Genomic DNA, 21,181 nt, shown 5'->3' with positions numbered 1-21,181 from the left:
ATCGACTATTTAACAACTCAATTATTAAATCAAGTTGCCACTAAACATTAAACTAACATATAATAGAACCGATTATGTCAACTATTACCATAAATATTATTTTTGTTCTTCTAAGTGCAGTGCTCCTCTGGTTGGGGGCGAACTGGATTGTAGGAAGTGCTTCGGCCATTGCCAGGAAATTTAGGCTCTCGGAACTGGTAATTGGTCTGACCGTAGTAGCTCTGGGCACCTCTTTACCAGAGTTTTTGGTCACAGCCACTGCTGCCTTTAAGGGGCTAAGCGATATTTCCTTGTCCAATATAGTTGGCTCCAATATTTTTAATCTGGGTCTTATTTTGGGGCTGATGGCCCTCATAAGGCCGGTCAAGACCCACAAGACACTAGTTTTTAGGGATGGACTGGTTCTCTGGGGCTTAACCATTTTTATTCTTATTTCGGTCTTGGACCTGAAAATGGGGCTAGGAGCAGGAATAGTTCTTCTCCTAAGCCTTGTCCTGTACAATGGCTTTATAATTTTGCGTAGTAGCAAGGTACCTGAAGAACTGGAATTACCTTCACAGAGAAAGGCTACCTGGCTGGATTATCCAAAACTTATTTTGGGTTTTGTCATGGTCAGTTATGGCGGACATCTTATGGTGGAAGCGGCATCAACCCTGGCGCGTCTAGCCGGGGTCAGCGAATGGGCCATAGGGGTTACCGTTGTGGCAGCCGGAACGTCTTTGCCAGAACTAGTCACCTGTCTAGCTGCAGCTTTAAAAGGAAAAAGTGATATGCTTTTGGGAAATCTCCTTGGCAGTGACATTTTTAATTTTGCTGGTGTACTGGGGCTAACTTGCGTGCTCAAACCTCTTTCTGTTTCACCTTCCGCGCTGTCCAGCTTGTATGCGCTGATTACTATGGTTTTTTTGGTTTTGTTGTTTATGCGGACCGGATGGAGGGTGTCCAGGCTAGAAGGGGCATGCCTTATCTTCATAAATCTGGCCAGATGGGTGAAGGATTTTGTGTAACCGATCTCAGGGTTAAAAATTAACGGGGGCTTACAATGCGTGATCATAAAGGTGTTTATTATTATCCCAATCCGGCAAACAAAAAAGAACGGATGTATGTACGTGAAAATGATGGGATGATTGAGTTTAGGCTATGGAACCAGGATCATCCAGAAGTTTGGGAGAGACATGGCTGGTTGGATATCGACATTATCCGTCGCGCAGCTAAGATGTATAAAGGCAAGGGTAAAGGCGAGGATCCTTTAAAATTATATGACCTGGATATTGCCAGGGCCTTGCTCAAGGAAAAGGGTTAAAAGGGGTAGAGGGGTAAGGATTAAGGGATAACCAGCTATTTTAATTCAATTTTTATGGCGAGATATGTATCGCCTCGCTTTATCTTCAAACAAAGAGGCCTATCTTTCTTTTTAGCGGCCACGGCAATTTTATGCAAATCAAATAGGGATGTAATTTTTTGTTCATTGGCCAGGACAATTATGTCTCCTTTTTTTATCCCGGCTTGATATGCTTTAGATGGATTTAACACTTTCTTAACAATAAACCGTCCCTGCTCTTCTTTGATCATCATGCCCAGAGGGGCCACCCTAGGGCTTGGACAGTAAAAATAAATGGGGTTTTGTGAGGACAGGTCCTTCAGTGTGCGTAAGGGCTCCAGGCGCACAATTTTTGCATGGGGATCAAGTATCTTGAGTCGGTATTCAATGCCCCAACCATTTTCCACATGACCTGACCCGGCCAGAATGAGTACAGGCCGATTTAATTTTTTCTGCCATTTAAAGGCCTGTTCTGCCATTTTGCTATCCCAAATAGACTGGATGAGAAGAAACCTGTCCAGATTCGGTTTTCTTTTTTGCATCAAATCCTGATGCAGGCTAAATTGAGCTATAAGAGAATCTTTTTGTTCCTTTGGAGCAGGGATAATCTTTTGGGGCAGATATTTTTTGTCGTTTGAGGATAAACTATCCAGACCTTCATGGGCAATTTTGCGGATAAGGTTGTTGGGCAGGTTCAGGGCGACAATTTTTAGGTTATGTTTCCTTGCCCAGGCAAAAATAGGGGCATAAAGATCAAAGTCATAGCCCCAGCTGTCTTCCCACTTAAGTGCCTGAGGCAGCTTTTGCAGGCTGATGCGGCCTTGCGTGAATTGATCCAGGATTTCCTGCTTGTCTTCACTGACCATTTCCAGCCCTAAAATGGGGCCTGCGCCTTTTTGTGTCAGAAGCTCTAAGATCTTTAATTGGACCTTGTGGTCACAGGAGCTGCGATGGCCTTCACCGACAAGGACAAATTGTGCCCCTTTAAGCTGGGCCAACAATTTGTCTTCAGATAAAACAGAACCATTCCCGGCTAAAAAAGAGCCCGGTCCAGGCTTTTGGTCAGTCTTAAGGACCGGGTCTTTTACAGCACAGCCTACCAGGGCCATGCAAAGTATGACTAGGGTAAGAGAATTTAAAAAGATCCCTAGTCCCATTTTCGCTTGTCTTCGATAGGCCTGATCTGTGGAGGGAGTGTACCAGGAGCCAGAACTTTAAGGGTAGGCCTGATTTTGATCTTTTCTCTGAAGACGTGCAGCAGTTCTGCTTCACGTTTGAAGCTGGAGGCCTCAATGTACAAGGTCATTTCATCAATACCACCAGGATTGGTAACTTCAATCTGCCATCTCTTGATTTCTTCAAAAGCAGCCATAACCTGTTCGACCTGATGCGGATAGACAAACATACCCTTAATCCTGGCTGTGGTATCTACACGGCCGACAATATTTCCTAGTCTGGGTGAGGTTCGACCACAAGGACACGGGGAATAGTCAATATAAGACAGGTCACCTGTTGCAAGCCTGATCAAGGGGTAGGTCTTGTTAAAAGTAGTAACTACAATTTCCCCTACTTCTCCTTCTTTAAGAGGAATTCCCGTGTCTGGATGGCATATCTCTACATAGGCTCTATTGGAGATGTGCAGTCCGTTTTTATGGAAGCATTCATAGCCTATACAACCTACGTCTGCGGTGCCATAACCCTGGCGCATAATCAAATCGAATTTCTTTTCCAAGGTGGTACGCATCTTTTCTGAAAATTTTTCACCGGTAACAAAAGCCACTTCCAGGTACAGGTCTTTACGCAGGTTTAGGCCTTTTTCTTCGCCCTTTTGGGCCAGGTGCATAAGGTAGCTTGGAGTACCCACGTAACCTGTTACACGCAATTTCTGCATGATCTCCAATTGTGTGTTTGTATTGCCAGGACCGGCAGGAATGGCTGCACAGCCTAAGTTGCGCAAAGGCTCTTCAAACATGAGTCCGGCAGGAGTAAGGTGATAATTGAAGGTAATCTGGACTATGTCTCCAGTGCGAAAACCAGCGGCATAGAAACCTTCTGTCCATCCCCAGTAGTTTTCACTGCGGTCTTCGGGATCGAAGATCGGACCAGGTGACATAAAAATGCGTCGCAACTCCCCTAAATCTTTGGTCAAAAGGCCACCCAGCCTGGGCCCCATGGACTGTAAGAAGATAAGTTCTTTTTTCTTTAAAATGGGTATGTGTTTGAGATCGCTCAGATTTTTGAACTTATCCACGGAAAATTGGGCACGGTCAAAACGTTTTTTGACATCTTCCGAATAACGATAAGCATAGTTGAGCAGCTCTTTGAGCTGTAGCTGATAATATTTTTGACGCTCACCTGAATCTAGGACTTCTTTGCGACTAAGGATTCCTTCTGTACGATCTTTGCGGGTCATGTTCCGCTATCCCCCTTGGACATAAATTTTCACTATACTTAAAATATAGGCTTATAGGCAATGTTGTTAGAAAAATCAAGAGAAGAAACTCGTTGAATTCAGATAAATGTTAAAAGCCTGAGATACTGTTATGTTTAATAATTTTGAATAAAAATTGACGCATATGCAGAGAAAATATAAAAAAAGATTAGAAAAAATTATGTTAACGCGTAACTCGTAATTTTAGCAATCACATCCCCTTGATTTTATTAAGTATATTTAAAATCGAGTGGATGACAGATCGCCTGGGGCTTCGCATCTTGATTGTTAAATTTTGAACTATTTTAATATGTTATATGTAGTAAACTTTATCTAACCTTGTGAGGTTTAGTTTTTTGCATGCGTTTCCAGGGTTTGGGTTAAGCTTTGGAAACACTGCTAATGGCATTACACTATCCTAAATTGAGCGATTTTGTGCAGTTTAAAGTTTGAGATTGCTTCGTCACTTCGCTAACGCTCGCTCCTCGCAATGACATAGCGCACATCCTGTCATTGCGAGGGCAGCGAAGCTGCCCGTGGCAATCTCTCTCATTGAGTGAAAATTTCTGGTTCAAAATATACTTTTATTCCAATATGTTTAGTGTAAAAATAAATTAAAAATCGCTCAACTTAGGATTATAGGATTAGATTATATAAAAACTAAGAAAAATATCTTTTAGGGCCAGGTTTATTAATCAGCACATGCTTGTTAGGAGGATGGCAATGAACCAGGTTTTAATAGTTGAAGACAGCAGGATGTTCGCTGAAATATTGCGTATAAATGTTGAGAACAAACTTCCGTTTAAAGCCAGGATTGCATCCTCCTATGGTGAGGCGGTAAAAATTATTGAAGGCCATGCCCATGATTTTTTCGTTGCCCTCTTAGACATGAACCTGCCAGACGCCCCCAACGGTGAGATTATAGACTATGTTATCTCCCGGAATATTCCTTCCATAGTCTTCACGAGTAAGTTTGACGATAGCATCAGGGAGGAAATCTTTTCTAAGAAGGTCGTTGACTATGTCTTAAAGGATAATGTTCAGAGTGTTACTTACATTATTAACCTTGTTGAGCGTCTGTATAAAAATCAGCATATTAAGGTCTTGATTGTAGATGATTCCGCTACAACGCGTTCAATAATCATAAAACTTTTGCGAAGTTACAGGTTCCAGGTTCTGGATGCGCCCAATGGCCAGGTAGCTCTGGAGCTTTTATCAGAGCATTCGGATATTAAACTGGTTATTACCGATTATGCCATGCCTGTGATGGATGGGTTTGTGCTAACAGAAAAGATTAGACAAAAATACACCAAAAATGAATTGGCCTTAATCGGAATATCAGGCAGTAAAGGAACAGCTCTTTCAGCACGTTTTTTAAAGCTCGGTGCCAATGATTTCCTGGCCAAACCTTTTTCTAACGAGGAGTTTTATTGCCGTGTAATACAAAATATAGAAACTATAGAGTATATTCAAAAACTAAAAGAATTAAACGAGCTTAAAAATAAGTTTTTGGGTATTGCAGCCCATGATCTGCGCAATCCGATCAATGCTATTTATGGGTTTAGTGAGTTGATTCTTGATGGCCTGGCCGGGCCCGTAAATGAAGAGCAAAAAGAGTATCTGGGTATCATCAATAAAGCCAGCGAGGATATGCTCAATCTCGTCAATGATCTTCTGGATGTGTCTGTTATCGAAAGCGGCAAACTGGAAATTAAAAGGAGACGTGCTTCACTTTATCAGTTGATTTTGGATCAGCTCAAGCTCCATAGAATCCATGCAGAACAAAAGAACATTACTATAGTGCCACACTTAGAGCAGGTGCCAGATGCGTTGTTTGATCCTGAGCGGATGGCCCAGGTTATAAATAATCTTTTGAGTAATGCCATTAAATTTTCACCTTCAGGAGAAGTAGTTACTGTCTCTTTAACACAGGAGGACTCGGCCATCGTCTTCAAAGTGAAAGATAACGGCCCTGGAATAAGCCCAGAGGATCAAGAGAAGTTATTTGGAGAGTTTCAGAGGCTTAGCGCCAAACCAACAGCGGGAGAAAAGTCCACAGGTTTAGGCCTGGCTATTGTTAAAAAAATTGTAGAAGCGCATGGAGGCCAGATAGGAGTTAGCAGCTCCCCCGGACAGGGAGCTGAGTTTTATGTACGACTGCCTATTAATTGAAGGGCGCATTCGCTATTTGCACTGATTCTTGAGAAGCCTTAATTTTGATATTCCATCTGCTGATTGTTTTCTCTTTTTTTTGTTCATATTTAGAAAATTTTATCATAATTTAGGAACCAAACCTGTTCAGAAGCTCTGTGCAGTGGTAATAATCCAGAATCTGACGGCAATCAGGGAAAAATTCTACTACGGAATCCCATATCCACTGACCATCCTACCTAGTCAACCACTCACCTACTCAACTACTCAACCAAAGTGCAGCCATCGGATGCACCCTAAATTGATCAGAGACAAAGCCGAGCATTTTCTATGGAAACGGTGAAGGACTTGTAACTGCCAGTCCAATATTTATCTGCAGGATAAGTTAAGAAAAGGGCCCCGATTTTAGTTTTCATACATCATCTATGTCCAGCATACCCTGCGTGACAATAAATTTTATCACTTCATCAACTCCTTCCTGAGTCTTTAAGTTTGTAAATACGAAAGGAGAATCCCCACGCATTAGAGAGGCATCCCGTTTCATTACTTCAAGGGATGCTCCCACAAAAGGGGCCAAATCTACTTTATTAATAACCAGGAGGTCACTTTTGGTGATACCTGGACCGCCCTTCCGGGGGATTTTATCTCCGGCTGCTACGTCAATTACATAAATAGTCAAGTCAGCAAGTTCCGGACTAAAAGTGGCGCTTAGATTGTCACCTCCGCTCTCTACCAAGATGAGGTCAAGGTCTGGAAAGCGCTGGGTCAGCTTGTCTATTGCTGTAAGGTTCATGGATGCATCTTCACGAATGGCGGTATGGGGACACCCGCCGGTTTCAACACCGACAATCCGTTCGGCCGGTAATGCCTGGCTACGAATTAGAAATTCCGCATCCTCGCGAGTATAGATGTCATTCGTCACTACGGCAATTTTGTATTTATCGCGTAATTTTTTGCAAATAATGTCAATAAGAGCAGTCTTCCCTGAACCTACAGGTCCTCCTATGCCTACACGTAATGGCTGTTTTGACATCATAGAGTTCAATCTCTCCTTGGTATTTTTTAGTTAACTCAACTTCCGTGGTTTCTTTTTAGGATTGAATAAAATAATCCTTCCTGCCTGTCATTGCGAGGAGCATAAGCTCCGAAGCAATCTCACCCAGTTGATGAGAAGTATAATCGCCAGGGAATCTTATTGTTTCAAGGTAGTTGCTGTAAAATCAGGATCAAAATAGTAAAGTTTATGAATAAATTTTATCTTAGTTTTTACGAACGAAATAGCCGCGTATGCTGAGTTTCATGTAAAGCGCTGGCGACGGCAAAGGCCGGAGCTAAAAAACCGATATGTTCATCTTGAAGAGATAATCCATTATCCACAACCTCGGGAATGGTTTTTATGGCTTGAGAGAGTATCCTCTGGCCTGCTGTCTGGCCTAATGGTACTAATTTAATCGCAGCAGCTATTTGATTCTCTGCCCAGGACCAAAGATAACCTACACAGGTTTCATAGACAGGGATTTCCCAGTGGACTGCTGCCAATGCAAACATTGTTGCAAAGGTTACTACAGGCTCTGTTTTCCAGTCATTCGCTCGGGAAATGCCTAATTCTCCAAGGATCTTGGCCATGGCTACGCCCATATGGTTATCTTCCGCCTGTAGCTCTGCAGACTCCCTGCTTGCGTGGAGGAATTCGGTCCAGTATTTGACCTGCCTAATGTCGTTTTCTTTCCAACCGCGATAGAGCCTGGCAAGTATTGGAACGTCAAGGCCGCCCAAAGAATAACGCATCAGGCCTAGTATCCAATCGCAGGTTTCGGCCTCATTTTTCAACCAGCCTGCATGGGTAGCCCATTCCATCCCCTGGGAATAGGCATATGCGCCTACCGGCAGTGAGGGGCTGCAAATCTGCAGCAAACGCAGCATAGCCGACATACTGATTTTGGGCTCTCTTGGCCCTTTTTGGTCAGTGGTGATGATGTCCATGCGCATGATAAGCCCCGGTTTCAGGCTCAAAAGGGGCGATGGTTGTTGATACTTCAAGGCCTAATCCCTTAACCATTTCGTCCAACACGTGGTCGTGTAAATAGGCTACCTGCAGGTTGGAAATTTGCAAAGGTACATGGCGGTTGCCCAGATGATAGCAAGCGCGGGCCCAAAGAAGCGAATCCTGGGTAGTGGCGACTGAGATCTTTTCCGGTGCGGCTTTAACAATAATGACCATACCGTTGTTAGCCTGGAGAAGGTCTCCATCCATTAGAATTGTACCTCGTGGGAGAAATAGACCCACCTCCTCGCCGCTGTCCAAACGGGCCAGCTGCCTGCTTTTTTGCCTCAGGTCGAAAGGCAGCGTGAGTTGGGCCTGAGGCTGGATCTGCTGATCTTTATATTGAAGAAGTTCAATAACTTTGAGCATGGTTTTGGCTTCCGTGTTTAAAATAGGAAATAACGTTGAGCCAGAGGCAAGACCTCCGCTGGCTCGCAGGTCAATAACTTGCCATCTGCCCGAACTTCATAAGTCTGTGGGTCAACATCAATCTGCGGCAAATAGTTGTTGTGAATCATGTCTGTTTTATTAATTGTCCGGGTATTTTTTACAGCCACTACTCTTTTTTTAAGGCCGATTTTTCTCTTGATATCAGATTCTATGGCAGCCTGAGAGACAAAAGTTATACTTGTTGCCGTTAGTGCTTCCCCAAAGGCCCCAAACATATAGCGATAATGAACCGGCTGGGGAGTGGGGATAGAGGCATTGGGGTCGCCCATAGGAGCGGCAATAATCATTCCACCTTTAATGACCATGGCCGGCTTTACTCCAAAGAAGGCAGGATGCCACAGTACAATATCTGCCAATTTTCCCTTTTCGATAGAGCCCACTTCATGGCTGATGCCATGGGCAATGGCAGGATTAATTGTATATTTTGCCACATATCTCTTGGCCCGGAAATTGTCATTTTGCTCGCTATCTTCTGGTAGGGGACCACGCTGGACTTTCATCTTATGGGCGGTCTGCCATGTTCTGGTAATCACTTCTCCGACCCGTCCCATGGCCTGTGAATCCGAGGCGATTATACTGAAGGCCCCAAGGTCGTGCAGAATATCTTCCGCAGCTATGGTTTCACGTCGAATACGTGATTCAGCAAAGGCAATATCTTCAGGGATACTGGCATCAAGGTGATGACAGACCATGAGCATATCCAGATGTTCGTCTACTGTATTCATGGTATAGGGCCTGGTAGGGTTGGTAGAAGAAGGCAAAACATTGGGTTCCCCGCAGACCTTGATAATATCAGGGGCATGGCCGCCACCGGCGCCTTCGGTGTGATAGGCATGAATGGTTCTGCCTTTGAAGGCTTTTATTGTGTTTTCTACAAAACCGGATTCATTCAAGGTGTCCGTATGTATAGCTACCTGAACATCATATTCATCGGCTACAGTTAAACAGTTGTCTATGGCCGCAGGCGTAGTCCCCCAATCTTCATGCAGTTTAAAGCCCATGGCCCCGGCCTCTATCTGTTCTTTTAGTGCTTGAGGCAAGCTGGCATTTCCCTTGGCCAGGAAACCGAGATTTATAGGAAGACCGTCCGCGGCTTGTAACATACGGTGGATATTCCATGGGCCAGGTGTACAGGTAGTGGCGTTGGTCCCGGCTGCAGGGCCAGTACCACCACCAATCATTGTGGTTATCCCGGACATGATGGCATCCTCTACCTGTTGAGGGCAAATGAAGTGAATATGCACATCCAGCCCACCAGCAGTAGCGATTTGTCCTTCTCCGGCAATAACTTCTGTGCCTGGGCCTATAATGATATCCACTCCTGGCTGAGTATCCGGGTTTCCTGCTTTACCAATGCCCGCGATACGACCGTTTTTAATGCCTATGTCTGCCTTGACAATGCCCCAATAATCTAAAATCAAAGCATTGGTTATTACTGTATCCACGACTTCGTCTGAAGTGCGCTGGCTCTGCCCCATTCCGTCGCGGATCACTTTGCCGCCACCGAACTTTACTTCTTCGCCATAAATTGTGTGGTCTTCCTCGACCTCAATAATGAGCTCGGTATCACCAAGTCGAACCCTGTCCCCTTTGGTGGGACCATACATATCTGTATAGGCATGTCGATTTATTTTTGCCATAGTATTACTCCGAAATTTTTCCCATTACTTTTCCGTTAAATCCAAACACATTACGTGCGCCAGAATAGGCGACCAGTTCTACCTCGCGTTTTTGCCCCGGTTCAAATCTGACTGCTGTTCCAGCCGGAATATTTAAACGATAGCCCAAGGCAGCTTCCCGATCAAAAGACAAAGCCGAATTGACTTCATAAAAGTGATAGTGAGAACCTACCTGTATGGGCCGGTCGCCAGTGTTGGCTACTATAAGAGTAATTGTTGGGCGGTTACTATTTAACTCTATATCGCCCTTGGCGTGAAAAATTTCTCCCGGTATCATTAGATAGCTCCTTATTGGATTGGGTTGTGCACAGTTACCAGTTTAGTTCCATCCGGAAAGGTTGCTTCCACCTGTACCTCGGTAATCATCTCAGCTACCCCCTCCATGACATCGTCACGGGTAAGCAAGGTGCGGCCGTATTCCATTAATTCGGCCACTGTGCGTCCTTCGCGGGCCCCTTCCATAATGGCTGCAGAAATATAGGCTACAGCCTCAGGATGGTTGAGCTTGAGTCCGCGGGCTTTACGCCGCTCTGCCAGCAAAGCGGCCGTAAAGACCAACAACTTATCTTTTTCTCGCGGAGAAAGTTTCATTGTCCTACTCCTTTGATAGTTGAATTTTTAAATTAATTTTTTGGTTGTTTGACATATTGTTATTCAAATTGATATTTGAAGGTTTGTTTTCTGAAATGCATTACAAATGGTTTGGGCAACACATCTTTGCGAAGCTTAAGGATGAGCAGTGCATTGGGAGATAACACTAGCACATTTACGATATGATTCAAAAGTCGTAAAAGGTAAATTGATAAGGTACTTTAATATATTCCGTTATGCACTGCCCTTAAGTAAGCATTAGATGTGTCCAAATCTTTGTTAGCATTGAAGAAAATAATGCCTTCAATAAAAGTTCGAAAGTTTATTTTTTAAGTGTGCCATATACGCGGATGGCAGGCCGGGCGAGAGAATACCTTATTCCTTAATATCTCCCAGGTCTTGGCAAAAAAGAAACGGGCCCGGTATGCCTCATGGCCTAGATAACGACAGACCACAACTCCATTAATCACGGTCACACTAAAAAGCTCTTCTTTGACTTGCTCCATGAGAGCGAGGCGGATATTTTCAACAACAGCGTGCTTGTCGCAAGTACAAACCAAAGTCCCAACAACTGTATAGTTGGCAAGCCCCCAACGAGAAGTAACGGCCTGGCTTTGACCCTCAAAACAGCCTCGTTCCACGAGGATAGGCTTGCCTTGCTGCCATACTTCAAAATGCTGCCTGAGAACACCATCAGTAAATTTTTGACTAGAAGCAGGTAAGCCAAGACAGGTTATTTCCCAGCCCAAAAAATGTGCTCCTTCATCCAGTTCAACTCGAGTTGATATCTTAGATTTGGCGCCATTATAGATAATAGTTTCCTGGGGCAGCCACTCCAGGATTGCGTTAGAAGAAATTTTTATCACCTGATCTTGCCTGGCAAATGCGCCTGATGAGCGATAAAATTTACCTGCAGCAGGAGTGGTAATAAGTGCGTGTGTGCCGGAGCTTGCTTTTATGTCTATATTTAATATGTCACCTCCGACCACCCCTCCTGGGGGGTGGATGATATATACATGGCAAGTATTATCTCCTTCTGGATAAAAGGGGCGTTGGACCAGTAAAGGGCCTTTGTGCTGCTTGTTGCGTAAAATGGTTTTTTCCCCTGATAAGTCAAAGAGCAAAGAAAGTTGGGCTTCCCAGCCTTGCTTTGTTTTGAGAGTAGTCATTATATTTCAGCTAGACAGTGAGGTAAGTACTTATGAGTTCATCGTTCAATTCTGCCATAGAACCATTGGCCACTATACGGCCTTTGTCCATGAGATAAAAATCGCTGGCTACCTTGCGGGTAAAGAGAAGCTTCTGCTCGACGAGCAAGACAGTAAGATTCTGTTCCTGGTTCAGACGAACAATAATATCCCCGATTTCCTGAATAATATTAGGCTGAATGCCCTCCGTGGGTTCATCCAGGATGAGTAGTTTTGGGTTAATGGCCAGGGCACGGCCAATGGCTAACTGTTGCTGTTGGCCACCAGAGAGATCTCCTCCCCTTCTGCGCAGCATCTCTTTTAAAACAGGAAACAGCTCAAATATTAATTCAGGAATTTCATGTTTTGAGCCATAACAGGCTGTAAGGCCTACGCGCAGGTTTTCTTCTACTGTTAGCTGAGGGAAAATTTCTCGGCCCTGAGGTACATAACCGATCCCGTATCGGGCGCGCATGGCTGCCGGTTGATTAGAGAGCTCGTGTCCCAGAAAGTTGATACTTCCACTCTGTATGGGCAGAAGTCCCATGATGGATTTAAGCAAGGTTGTTTTGCCCACTCCATTTCTACCCATAATACAGACACAGGACCCTTCTTTTACACTTAAATTTATATCCCAAAGGGTATGACTTCCTCCGTAATATTGATTCAGACCCCTTACCTCTAACATATTTATTCTCCCAGATATACTTCAATCACTTTAGGATTGTTTTGTACTTCATCCATACTACCTTCCGCTAATACGCTGCCTTCATGTAAAACCGTTACACGTTCGGCAATAGAGCGGACAAATTCCATGTCATGTTCCACTACTACGACTGTATGTTTTCCAGCCAAAGAGTTTAATAATGTTATGGAATTCTCTATCTCTTGAGGGGTCATACCAGCAACTGGTTCATCTAAGAGCAGCAGTTTTGGTTCCTGCACCAGAAGCATTCCTATCTCTAGCCACTGCTTTTGGCCGTGTGACAAAAGTGCGGCCTGCTCGTTAATTTTGTCAGATAAGCCGATAATATCCAAAACTTCTTCAATGCGGTCTCGTTGCTCGCTGGTTAGCTTTGCGAATAAACTGTGCCAAACATCCTTTTTGGAATTTAGGGCAAGCTCTAAATTTTCAAATAAAGTGTGATTTTCAAAAACAGTCGGTTTTTGGAATTTACGCCCTATACCTACTTGAGAGATTTCATGCTCAGAGAGCTTAGTCAGTTCTATGTCGTTGCCAAAAAAGACACTCCCTTTATCCGGTTTCGTTTTGCCTGTAATAATGTCCAATAAAGTTGTTTTACCAGCTCCGTTAGGCCCGATTATACAATGCAGTATCCCTTCATTTATATAAAGCGTCAGGTTATTCAGGGCCTTAAATCCATCGAAACTGACAGTAATATCTTCTACATGCAGAAGATTACGGCGGCTGGCATGTATTTTTTTTGGACTCTGAGTAGTTGACTCTGGAGCCAGAGAGGACATTTTTATTTTCCTCCGTTTTTGATTTTTTTGTTAAACAGGTTTGTTATTCCCACTACACCTTTGGGAAGGAAAAGAGTTGTGGCAATAAATATGGCCCCTAGAAAATAAAGCCACAGATCAGGATAAGCCACGGTAAACCAGCTTTTGGCCCCATTTACCAAGCCAGCCCCCAACAAAGCGCCTACCAGAGTTCCTCGTCCTCCAACTGCAACCCAGATGGCCATTTCAATAGAATTGGCCGGCTGCATTTCGCTCGGGTTTATTATGCCTACCTGTGGGACATAAAGTGCCCCGGCAATGCCACAGAGGATGGCTGATAATGTCCAGACAAAGAGTTTATAGTGAAGCGGATTATAACCCGAGAACATGACTCTGCTTTCGGCGTCGCGTATAGCAGTCAGTACCCGGCCCAGTTTTGAATTAACAATGTATCGACACAGGATATAACTTAATAAAAGGACTATGGCAGTGGTGATGTATAGCCCCAGTTTAGTACTTGGTTCATGTAGCGAGAAACCAAGGATGTGTTTAAAGTCAGTAAGCCCGTTGTTCCCTCCAAAACCGGTCTCGTTTCTAAAAAACAGGAGCATAAGAGCATACGTCATGGCCTGGGTGATGATGGAAAAGTAAACACCTTTAATACGCGAACGAAAGGCAAAGAAACCGAATATAAAGGCGAATAACCCTGGGATAAGGACAATCATCAATAGGGTAAACCAAAAGTGGTCAAAACCATACCAGTACCAGGGCAATTCTTTCCAGTCCAAGAACACCATGAAGTCTGGCAGTTCACTGCGATAAACTCCTTCACCAGCCATGACACGCATTAAATGCATACCCATGGCATATCCGCCCAAGGCGAAAAAGACGCCGTGACCTAAGCTCAGAATCCCGGTATATCCCCAGATTAAGTCCATAGCTAAGGCAACCAACGCATAGCAGAGGAATTTGCCAAGCAATGGAATCAGATATTCCGGGATATGCAGAACAGAGTCTTCTGGCACGACTACATTGAGTATGGGTATCACGATGACCACGATAAAGGTCAGTAACAGGGTGAGAACCCATGCACGCTTGGATTGTATTTCTAATATATCTTTTAACATTTTTAACCGTCCGCTAAACGTCCTTTAAGGGCAAATATTCCTTGTGGTCGTTTCTGGATAAAGAGTATTATAAAAACTAAGACCAAAATTTTGCCTAATACAGCTCCAGTAAACGGCTCTAAAAATTTGTTGATTATTCCAAGTCCAAATGCCCCAAAAATTGTGCCGGCAATTTTGCCCACGCCTCCCAAGACAACAACCATAAATGAATCCACTATGTAAGATTGACCTAACTCAGGCCCGACATTACCTATTTGGGATAAGGCCAAACCGCCCAGTCCGGCTATTCCAGAGCCCAGACCAAAGGTCCACATGTCTATCCGGGAAGTAAGTATGCCCATGGCAGAGGCGGTTGAGCGGCTTTGAGTGACTGCTCTGACCATCAAACCCAATGGGGTGCGGTTTAGAAGCAGCCAGACCAAGAATACAACGAACACTGCGAAGAGGATGATAGAAATTCTATTGTTTGTAAGCAGCAGTCCCTGGGTGATTTGAAATCCTCCTGAAAGCCAAGAGGGGTTAGATACTTCAACATTCTGCGCACCGAAGATGAGCCGAACCGTCTGGATGAGTATGAGACTTATTCCCCAGGTGGCGAGCAGGGTCTCCAAAGGCCGACCATAAAGGTGTCGGATTATAGTTCTTTCCAGAATCATTCCCACTACGGCCGGAACAATAAAGGCAACAGGTATGGAAGCTATGATATACCATTCGAATAGTCCCGGCAGAAAGTTTTTAAAAAGTTCCTGAATGACGTAGGTTGAGTATGCGCCCAGCATAAGCATTTCGCCGTGGGCCATATTAATAACGCCCATCAGGCCGAAAGTTATGGCTAGGCCCAGAGCCGCAAGTAAAAGGACGCTACCAAGGCTTAAACCATAGAAGAGATTGCGGACAGTGCTGATTAAAAGCATATGCCGTTCAATGCTTTTGATGGCCTTGGAGGCGGCCTTTCGCACCTCTGAATCAGGCTCTAAAAAGTTTCCTGCACTGTCTTTGGCGAGCACCCCTTTGAGTAAGGGAATAAATTTCAGGTTGCCTGACTCTGCAATGGTTTTGATGGCCTGGAGACGGTGCTCTTTTTGCGGACTATCGATTTGAGTTAAAGCTAATGCCAAAGCAAGAGCTTCACGTACTTCGTCATTGGTTTCTTTTTCAAGGGCGGCCTGAATCTCTTTGGTTGCGTCCTCACGAGGATTTTTAGCCAGTTGTTTGGCAGCTAAAAGTCGTACCTCAGGATCGCTGGATCTAAGTTTTAATCTGGCCAGAACCGTTTTTATTACTCGCCGTACTCTGTTGTTGATGATAGGAGTATAAAGCTCGTCTATAGCGCCAGTATAAGTTTCTCCGGTTAAGACCTCTTTGGCAGATGTGCCATCATCACTTATTATGTATATGCGTCCATTGGCATCGGCACGTAATTTTCTATGTTGTAATGCCTCAAGAGCAGGGATAGCCGCAGGGTCCCCTATTTGCCCCAGCTTCTTGACTGACTTAAGAATTTTTTTACGACTCTTTGCTCCAAGACCTGCCAATGCCTGAGAAAGTTCCATATTGGTATTGGTAGTGGGTGTGGCATTGACGCTGACGGCAAAGAGCTGGAGTAACAGTCCTACAAGGATGATAATTATGGTAGTATTTTTATAGTACTTCATGGCTTTTAGTTTAACCTGTCCCCTTCGGTGTGAAGGGGACAGGTCTTGTTTACTCCCTGATTTTATTTGTATTTTGGCTTTTCACAGTTGCCGCACACCCAGGGGTAAGTCCAATCAGCTACCTTCTTGGCGCTGTCCGGGATATAACGGCTCCAGGGTTCAGCACGAATTGGTCCAGGTGTCTGCCAAACTATATCAAACTGTCCATCTTCCCTGATTTCGCCAATAAAGACAGGCTTGTGCAAGTGATGGTTTTTGGGATCCATCCTGATTTCGTATCCAGAGGGAGCTTTGAATTTCTGGTAACCCATGGCCTGACGGACTGCATCTACGTCAGTAGTTCCAGCCTGGCGTACGGCCTGAGCCCACATGTTGATGCCAATGTAAGTGGCTTCCATTGGGTCATTAGTTACCCGCTTGTCTCCACCGGGGAGATTGTGTTTCTTTACATAAGCCTTCCATTTCTTGATGAACTCTTTGTTCTCTTTGGAGTCAATGGACATGAAGTAGTTCCATGCAGCCAGATGACCGACTAGAGGTTTGGTATCAATACCGCGTAATTCCTCTTCGCCCACTGAAAAGGCTATTACAGGGATATCTTCGGCCTTGATTCCCTGGTTGGCCAATTCTTTGTAGAAAGGCACGTTGGAGTCACCATTGATAGTGGAGATTACAGCTGTTGGTTTGGCAGCAGCAAACTTTTTAATTTTAGCAACGATAGTCTGATAGTCGCTGTGTCCAAAAGGAGTGTACATCTCCAGAATATCTTCATCACTTATGCCTTTAGAATGCAGGAAAGCGCGCAAGATTTTGTTGGTGGTGCGAGGATACACATAGTCAGTGCCTAAAAGAACAAATCTTTTTGCCCCACCGCCATCTTCACTCATAAGATATTCAACAGCCGGAATAGCCTGCTGATTTGGAGCGGCGCCTGTGTAAAAGACATTGTAGGAACATTCCTCACCTTCGTACTGAACAGGATAGAAAAGGAGACCATTCAGCTCTTCAAACACTGGCAAAACAGATTTTCTAGATACGGATGTCCAACAGCCAAAGACAACAGCTACTTTGTGTTTTTCTAGCAGCTCTCTTGCTTTTTCTGCAAAAAGAGGCCAATTTGAAGCGGGGTCGACCACGATGGGTTCAATCTTTTTGCCGAGCAACCCACCGTTCTGGTTGATTTCCTCAATGGCCATTAGTGCCACATCTTTTAAAGATGTTTCACTAATGGCCATAGTTCCAGACAATGAATGCAGTATTCCTACCTTAATAGTGTCCTCTTTTGCGTGGGCCGGTTTGGGCATTCCCCACACAATCGAGACAGCTAAAATTGTACACAAACAAAAAAGCCATAGCTTTTGTCTCATTATTTTTTTCTCCTTAAAAAAGTTAAAGTTTGTTTAACCTTACAACCTTAGCCCCTAGCCATAAATACAAAAGTAAAAGCGCGTAACATTGGGCATGTGCGCACATTTTGCCCAGGCCTGGTTTTTAAGTGGAGACTCCAAGTTCAGCGCTTAAAAACTAACCGTGCTCAATCAATATGCGTGCCAGACAATCAGGTCGATAATTATATGAGTTAATTATATGTAATCATTGAATTTATATAAAAATAACAAACAAGAGTGTATTTAACAAAATTGTAAAGTAGCTAGTAAGCTTTTGACAAATTTGTTAATAATAGGATTTAATTTTTTTATTAAATATTTTAGTATGTTGTGTCATACATGCTTTTTGGGTCACATTAAGCTGGGATTGGTGTTAAAATTACAAAACTGTTAAAAATAAGGTTTTACATAGCTGGAGGGTACTTTTTGTACAAAAAAGTAGTATTGATGAGATTTTGATGGGTTTAAAAATGTAATAAATATAAATAGTTATATGTAGATATCGTTATTTGCAAAAATGTCAAAAAATAGTCAGTTTTACCTGGGCCATTTTCAGTAAAAAATTACAACAAGTTTGTTTTGTCTTCCTTGCATCAATTATATATTAAATAATGGTTCTGAACTCTTCCTTGCCTTCTATACTCAAACCAAGGTTAAAATGGGGTTTGGCCACAACAGACTCATAAGCTTTCATAGATACCAAGTGCAGATATTTGTTCAGGGAAGAACAACTGGGGCGAAGATTTTTATGGAACGGTGTATGGTGAGAAAGATAAATAAATTTTGGAGTCTCATGTGAAACTTATGAAACCTATTAATTTATTTTATGTGACAGCAGGACACGGACACAAGATTGCTGCCCTCGCCATCATGGAAGCCTTGGACAAGCGGGAAGTTGCCACCGTAATTTTTGATCTTCTTTCTTTTTCTAACAAGCTGTGCAAATACTTTTGCAGCAATATCTATGACTTTATTAGCAAACATTCCCATACAGCATGTAAGATCACGTATAAACTTACAGATCGTAATAGAGAATTCAGTAGGGTTGTTCAATTCATTGATGCTATCAGTTTGAAAAATTTTGAAAAGATTATTCCTTACCTGATTGATAACAAACCAGATATCAGCATTTGTACTCATTTTTTTCCAGCTACCATGTTGATTCGATTGAAAGAACAAGGTTTATACGCAGGAAAAATTTACGTCATAGTTACGGATTATGGTTTACATAGGATGTGGTATACTAAAAAAGTAGATAAGTATTTTGTAGCCAACATGGAAGTTAAGGATGGATTGCTTGAACTAGGTGCGTCTGAAGAACAAGTTATCATATCTGGCATTCCAGTATTTGAAAAGTTTCAAAAATATAAAGAAAAAGAACAGATATTTAAAAAAATTGGCATTAGCAATTTTAAATTTACTTTGCTTGTGCTAGCAAGCGCTATTCCTGATAAACAAGTGGTTCAATTGCTGGAAGGGATTTATCAAACAGATATGGAATTGAATGTTTTATTGGTAGCCGGTCGGAATAAAAGTCTATTAAAAAAATTTGAGTCATTTAGTTCTAATTCTTGGGTTACCCTGAAAAAATATGGTTATATAGATAATATAGAGGAGATGATGGCCGTTGCAGACCTTATGCTGACAAAACCAGGCGGACTTACTGTAAGTGAGGCCCTGGCAGTAGGGGTGCCTTTGCTCATGTTTAATCCCATTCCCTATCAGGAAACGAATAATGCTGCCTATATTTCTTCAAAAGGGGCCGGGGTGTTGGCTACATCTATAAAGAACGCGATTCAACTAATTAAGAAATATTATGCCTCGCCAACTCACCTGGAAAAGATGAGAGAAAATGCACGTAAAATTTCCAAACCTAAAGCAGCCGAGGTAATTGTCAATACCGTACTGGAAGACAATAGGGCTGACACATCTAGATTCTAGGGGCATCCTACAATAAAAAACTATATAGCTGCACGTTGGGTGTAGAGAGCACCGGATGCTTGGCCCCCAGGTAATATTAAAGAGCAACCAGGAGCGAATTAGTGCAACAAATAATTAATTCTTTTTTTGCTTTAATAGGCCATTACAGCCTCTTGGCCTATATTGTAATTTTTGTCGTGGCTTTTTTGGAGTCGTTCGCCTTTATAGGGCTGCTAATTCCTGGGACTGTATTTGCCGCTTCTGCAGGTATTCTTGCAGCTCATGGTGTACTTGAAATTTATTTCGTAATCATTGCCGGCTCTTTGGGGGCGATTTTGGCCGATTTGGCGAGCTTTTACTTGGCCAGGTTTTATGGAGAAAAACTCATCTTGAAAAAAATTTGTTTGAAATACCAGCCATATGTCAATCAGGGCTATCGCTTTTTTGAAAACCATGGAGGAATGAGCGTTTTCTGGGGCCGATTTATCGGGTTAATCCGTCCGATTATTCCTTTTATAGCCGGTCTGCTCAAAATGCAGCCTGGTAAATTTTGGGTCTATGCAGTTTTTAGTGGCATTTTATGGGGAGTATTTTATTTTGGGGCCGGCTATGTTTTCGGGACAAGCTGGAAGTTGGTTGAGGCCTGGATTGGCAGGGTGGGGCTCATTTTGCTGGCAGTGGCGGTCCTGGGTTATTTAGGAAAACAGTTTTTGAAACGGATAAAACGTGATTAAACCAATTTTATCATTAGAAAGTGTCAAGTGTAGAGGGGCGCATTCGCTGTTAGTTCTGACTTTTCCTGCTGTTCGAGGTTGGGAAGCTGGGAGGATAGGAAATTAGGCGAACTTGAACTCCTATCCTTCCATTTCCAGTCAAGTCTGGCGGTTATTTTGTCAAATATAGGTAAAGATGGAACTGCCCACGGGACGGCCGGTAAACTTCTCTACCACCGGACACTTTACTTTAAAGGCATAGAAAATCCCCGGCCATTCATCTTTAAGGGCCTCAAAATTTCCTTGTCCTTTACTCAGGATCAATTTTGTTTCTTTCATTCGAGCCAAAAATTCCCGGGTGCATCTTTCCAGGACAGTACCCGGGGTGTCTACTCCAGAAGAGATAACCTCACATAGTTCTGTCATGCCCACAAAACGGGCATCGTCCATGGTGGCATCATTGATAATCGGCTTTTCTCTAACCACATAGGTTACCTGCATCCCTAATTTTTTTAACTGTCTCACCAGCAAGGTATCCAGTCCAATCTCTCCTGAGTTGTCGCCCAGAATCATTATATTTTTGCGCTGGTCAATCATTTTTAGAAAGTGAGAGTAAGCTGACGCGTCCCAGGAAGTTTCATCTTCTTTATGGATAGCCTCTTCCCAGTCAAAATTATGGGCGATGCCTGCGTCAATATAGTTGCCAATAATGGAGATATTAAGGCTCGCGCGCAAAGGGTCTGGTGCACTGTCCACCATTTTTTGCAGTTCAGGTAGCAGTTTCATTACGCGTTCGTTGGCCTCGCGTTTTATCCGGGCAAAGGGGTCAGTTGTTTTGGCGGTTGACGAGAGCTGTGCATAAATCTGACCGGCAAGGGCCGGAGGAGAGAGGGTGAGGTCCAGGTTCGGAACGTTCTGGCAAAATTGTTGAACGACCTCTAGGTGCAAAGCAGAATCATCAGGTTTAGCCTGCCTGACCGCATTTATAATTTGTCTTAAGAAACAGGGTAGACAATCCAGATATGTTTGCATGGGCTTCTCCCGGCTTAGAACAGCTTTC

General features: G+C 43.4%; 20 protein-coding genes. 5 read left to right on the top strand and 15 right to left on the bottom strand.

Going from position 1 to position 21,181, the window contains the following annotated elements:
• The first annotated feature begins 74 nt into the window (after window positions 1-74).
• Together AC3WVG_RS03225 and AC3WVG_RS03220 are read left to right on the top strand one after the other, a co-directional pair.
• Entirely contained in the window at window positions 75-1,007 is a 933-nt protein-coding gene (locus AC3WVG_RS03225; protein ID WP_488796741.1) for a calcium/sodium antiporter, read from the top strand.
• A gap of 35 nt (window positions 1,008-1,042) precedes the next feature.
• On the top strand, window positions 1,043-1,303 hold the full coding sequence (locus AC3WVG_RS03220) for a hypothetical protein (protein WP_488796740.1): 261 nt from the start codon (window positions 1,043-1,045) through the stop codon (window positions 1,301-1,303).
• 35 nt (window positions 1,304-1,338) lie between these two features.
• Here the strand turns inward: AC3WVG_RS03220 and AC3WVG_RS03215 are convergent, their stop codons facing one another.
• Both AC3WVG_RS03215 and AC3WVG_RS03210 read right to left on the bottom strand, forming a co-directional pair.
• Complete coding sequence (locus tag AC3WVG_RS03215) at window positions 1,339-2,478, bottom strand: ChaN family lipoprotein (RefSeq protein ID WP_488796739.1); 1,140 nt, start codon at window positions 2,476-2,478, stop codon at window positions 1,339-1,341.
• The gene (locus AC3WVG_RS03210) at window positions 2,469-3,734 is read right to left on the bottom strand and encodes a phenylacetate--CoA ligase family protein (protein ID WP_488796738.1); all 1,266 of its coding nucleotides are present in this window, start codon (window positions 3,732-3,734) and stop codon (window positions 2,469-2,471) included. Before AC3WVG_RS03210 ends, AC3WVG_RS03215 begins: the two co-directional genes overlap by 10 nt.
• A 741-nt stretch (window positions 3,735-4,475) precedes the next feature.
• On the opposite strand from AC3WVG_RS03210, the gene AC3WVG_RS03205 reads away from it, so the two are divergent.
• Window positions 4,476-5,924, top strand: a complete 1,449-nt coding sequence (locus AC3WVG_RS03205; protein ID WP_488796737.1) for an ATP-binding protein — start codon at window positions 4,476-4,478, stop codon at window positions 5,922-5,924.
• 391 nt (window positions 5,925-6,315) lie between these two features.
• On the opposite strand, the gene ureG is transcribed toward AC3WVG_RS03205, so the two are convergent.
• From ureG to urtA, 12 genes are all read right to left on the bottom strand, one after another.
• Window positions 6,316-6,939 carry an urease accessory protein UreG gene (gene ureG / locus AC3WVG_RS03200; RefSeq protein ID WP_488796736.1) on the bottom strand — a complete coding sequence of 208 codons (624 nt, stop codon included), beginning with the start codon at window positions 6,937-6,939 and terminating at the stop codon, window positions 6,316-6,318.
• A gap of 230 nt (window positions 6,940-7,169) precedes the next feature.
• On the bottom strand, window positions 7,170-7,892 hold the full coding sequence (locus tag AC3WVG_RS03195) for an urease accessory protein UreF (RefSeq protein ID WP_488796735.1): 723 nt from the start codon (window positions 7,890-7,892) through the stop codon (window positions 7,170-7,172).
• The gene (gene ureE, locus AC3WVG_RS03190) at window positions 7,867-8,316 is read right to left on the bottom strand and encodes an urease accessory protein UreE (protein ID WP_488796734.1); all 450 of its coding nucleotides are present in this window, start codon (window positions 8,314-8,316) and stop codon (window positions 7,867-7,869) included. The genes AC3WVG_RS03195 and ureE overlap by 26 nt, the downstream gene beginning before the upstream one ends.
• Before the next feature lie 17 nt (window positions 8,317-8,333).
• Entirely contained in the window at window positions 8,334-10,037 is a 1,704-nt protein-coding gene (gene ureC / locus AC3WVG_RS03185) for an urease subunit alpha (protein ID WP_488796733.1), read from the bottom strand.
• 4 nt (window positions 10,038-10,041) lie between these two features.
• Entirely contained in the window at window positions 10,042-10,353 is a 312-nt protein-coding gene (locus AC3WVG_RS03180) for an urease subunit beta (protein ID WP_488796732.1), read from the bottom strand.
• 11 nt (window positions 10,354-10,364) lie between these two features.
• Window positions 10,365-10,667 (bottom strand): urease subunit gamma, encoded by a 303-nt coding sequence (gene ureA / locus AC3WVG_RS03175; RefSeq protein ID WP_488796731.1) that lies wholly within the window; start codon window positions 10,665-10,667, stop codon window positions 10,365-10,367.
• 329 nt (window positions 10,668-10,996) lie between these two features.
• A complete protein-coding gene (locus tag AC3WVG_RS03170) occupies window positions 10,997-11,836 on the bottom strand; it encodes an urease accessory protein UreD (RefSeq protein ID WP_488796730.1) in 840 nt (279 codons plus the stop codon).
• A gap of 10 nt (window positions 11,837-11,846) precedes the next feature.
• Window positions 11,847-12,542 (bottom strand): urea ABC transporter ATP-binding subunit UrtE, encoded by a 696-nt coding sequence (gene urtE / locus AC3WVG_RS03165; protein WP_488796729.1) that lies wholly within the window; start codon window positions 12,540-12,542, stop codon window positions 11,847-11,849.
• A gap of 2 nt (window positions 12,543-12,544) precedes the next feature.
• The gene (urtD, locus tag AC3WVG_RS03160) at window positions 12,545-13,339 is read right to left on the bottom strand and encodes an urea ABC transporter ATP-binding protein UrtD (protein ID WP_488796728.1); all 795 of its coding nucleotides are present in this window, start codon (window positions 13,337-13,339) and stop codon (window positions 12,545-12,547) included.
• Window positions 13,340-13,341: 2 nt separating this feature from the next.
• Window positions 13,342-14,445, bottom strand: coding sequence for an urea ABC transporter permease subunit UrtC (urtC, locus tag AC3WVG_RS03155; protein WP_488796727.1), 1,104 nt, complete (start codon window positions 14,443-14,445; stop codon window positions 13,342-13,344).
• A 2-nt stretch (window positions 14,446-14,447) separates the two neighbouring features.
• Complete coding sequence (urtB, locus tag AC3WVG_RS03150) at window positions 14,448-16,100, bottom strand: urea ABC transporter permease subunit UrtB (protein WP_488796726.1); 1,653 nt, start codon at window positions 16,098-16,100, stop codon at window positions 14,448-14,450.
• A 62-nt stretch (window positions 16,101-16,162) separates the two neighbouring features.
• On the bottom strand, window positions 16,163-17,467 hold the full coding sequence (gene urtA / locus AC3WVG_RS03145) for an urea ABC transporter substrate-binding protein (RefSeq protein WP_488796725.1): 1,305 nt from the start codon (window positions 17,465-17,467) through the stop codon (window positions 16,163-16,165).
• An 825-nt stretch (window positions 17,468-18,292) separates the two neighbouring features.
• On the opposite strand from urtA, the gene AC3WVG_RS03140 reads away from it, so the two are divergent.
• Complete coding sequence (locus tag AC3WVG_RS03140; protein WP_488796724.1) at window positions 18,293-19,429, top strand: MGDG synthase family glycosyltransferase; 1,137 nt, start codon at window positions 18,293-18,295, stop codon at window positions 19,427-19,429.
• Between the two features lie 101 nt (window positions 19,430-19,530).
• Window positions 19,531-20,142 (top strand): DedA family protein, encoded by a 612-nt coding sequence (locus AC3WVG_RS03135; protein WP_488796723.1) that lies wholly within the window; start codon window positions 19,531-19,533, stop codon window positions 20,140-20,142.
• Window positions 20,143-20,301: 159 nt separating this feature from the next.
• Here AC3WVG_RS03135 and AC3WVG_RS03130 read toward each other — a convergent pair whose 3' ends face one another.
• A complete protein-coding gene (locus AC3WVG_RS03130; RefSeq protein ID WP_488796722.1) occupies window positions 20,302-21,153 on the bottom strand; it encodes a damage-control phosphatase ARMT1 family protein in 852 nt (283 codons plus the stop codon).
• Window positions 21,154-21,181 lie beyond the last annotated feature (28 nt).

Source organism: Desulfovulcanus sp., assembly GCF_982781345.1.
This window is presented reverse-complemented; position numbering and strand designations above follow the sequence as displayed.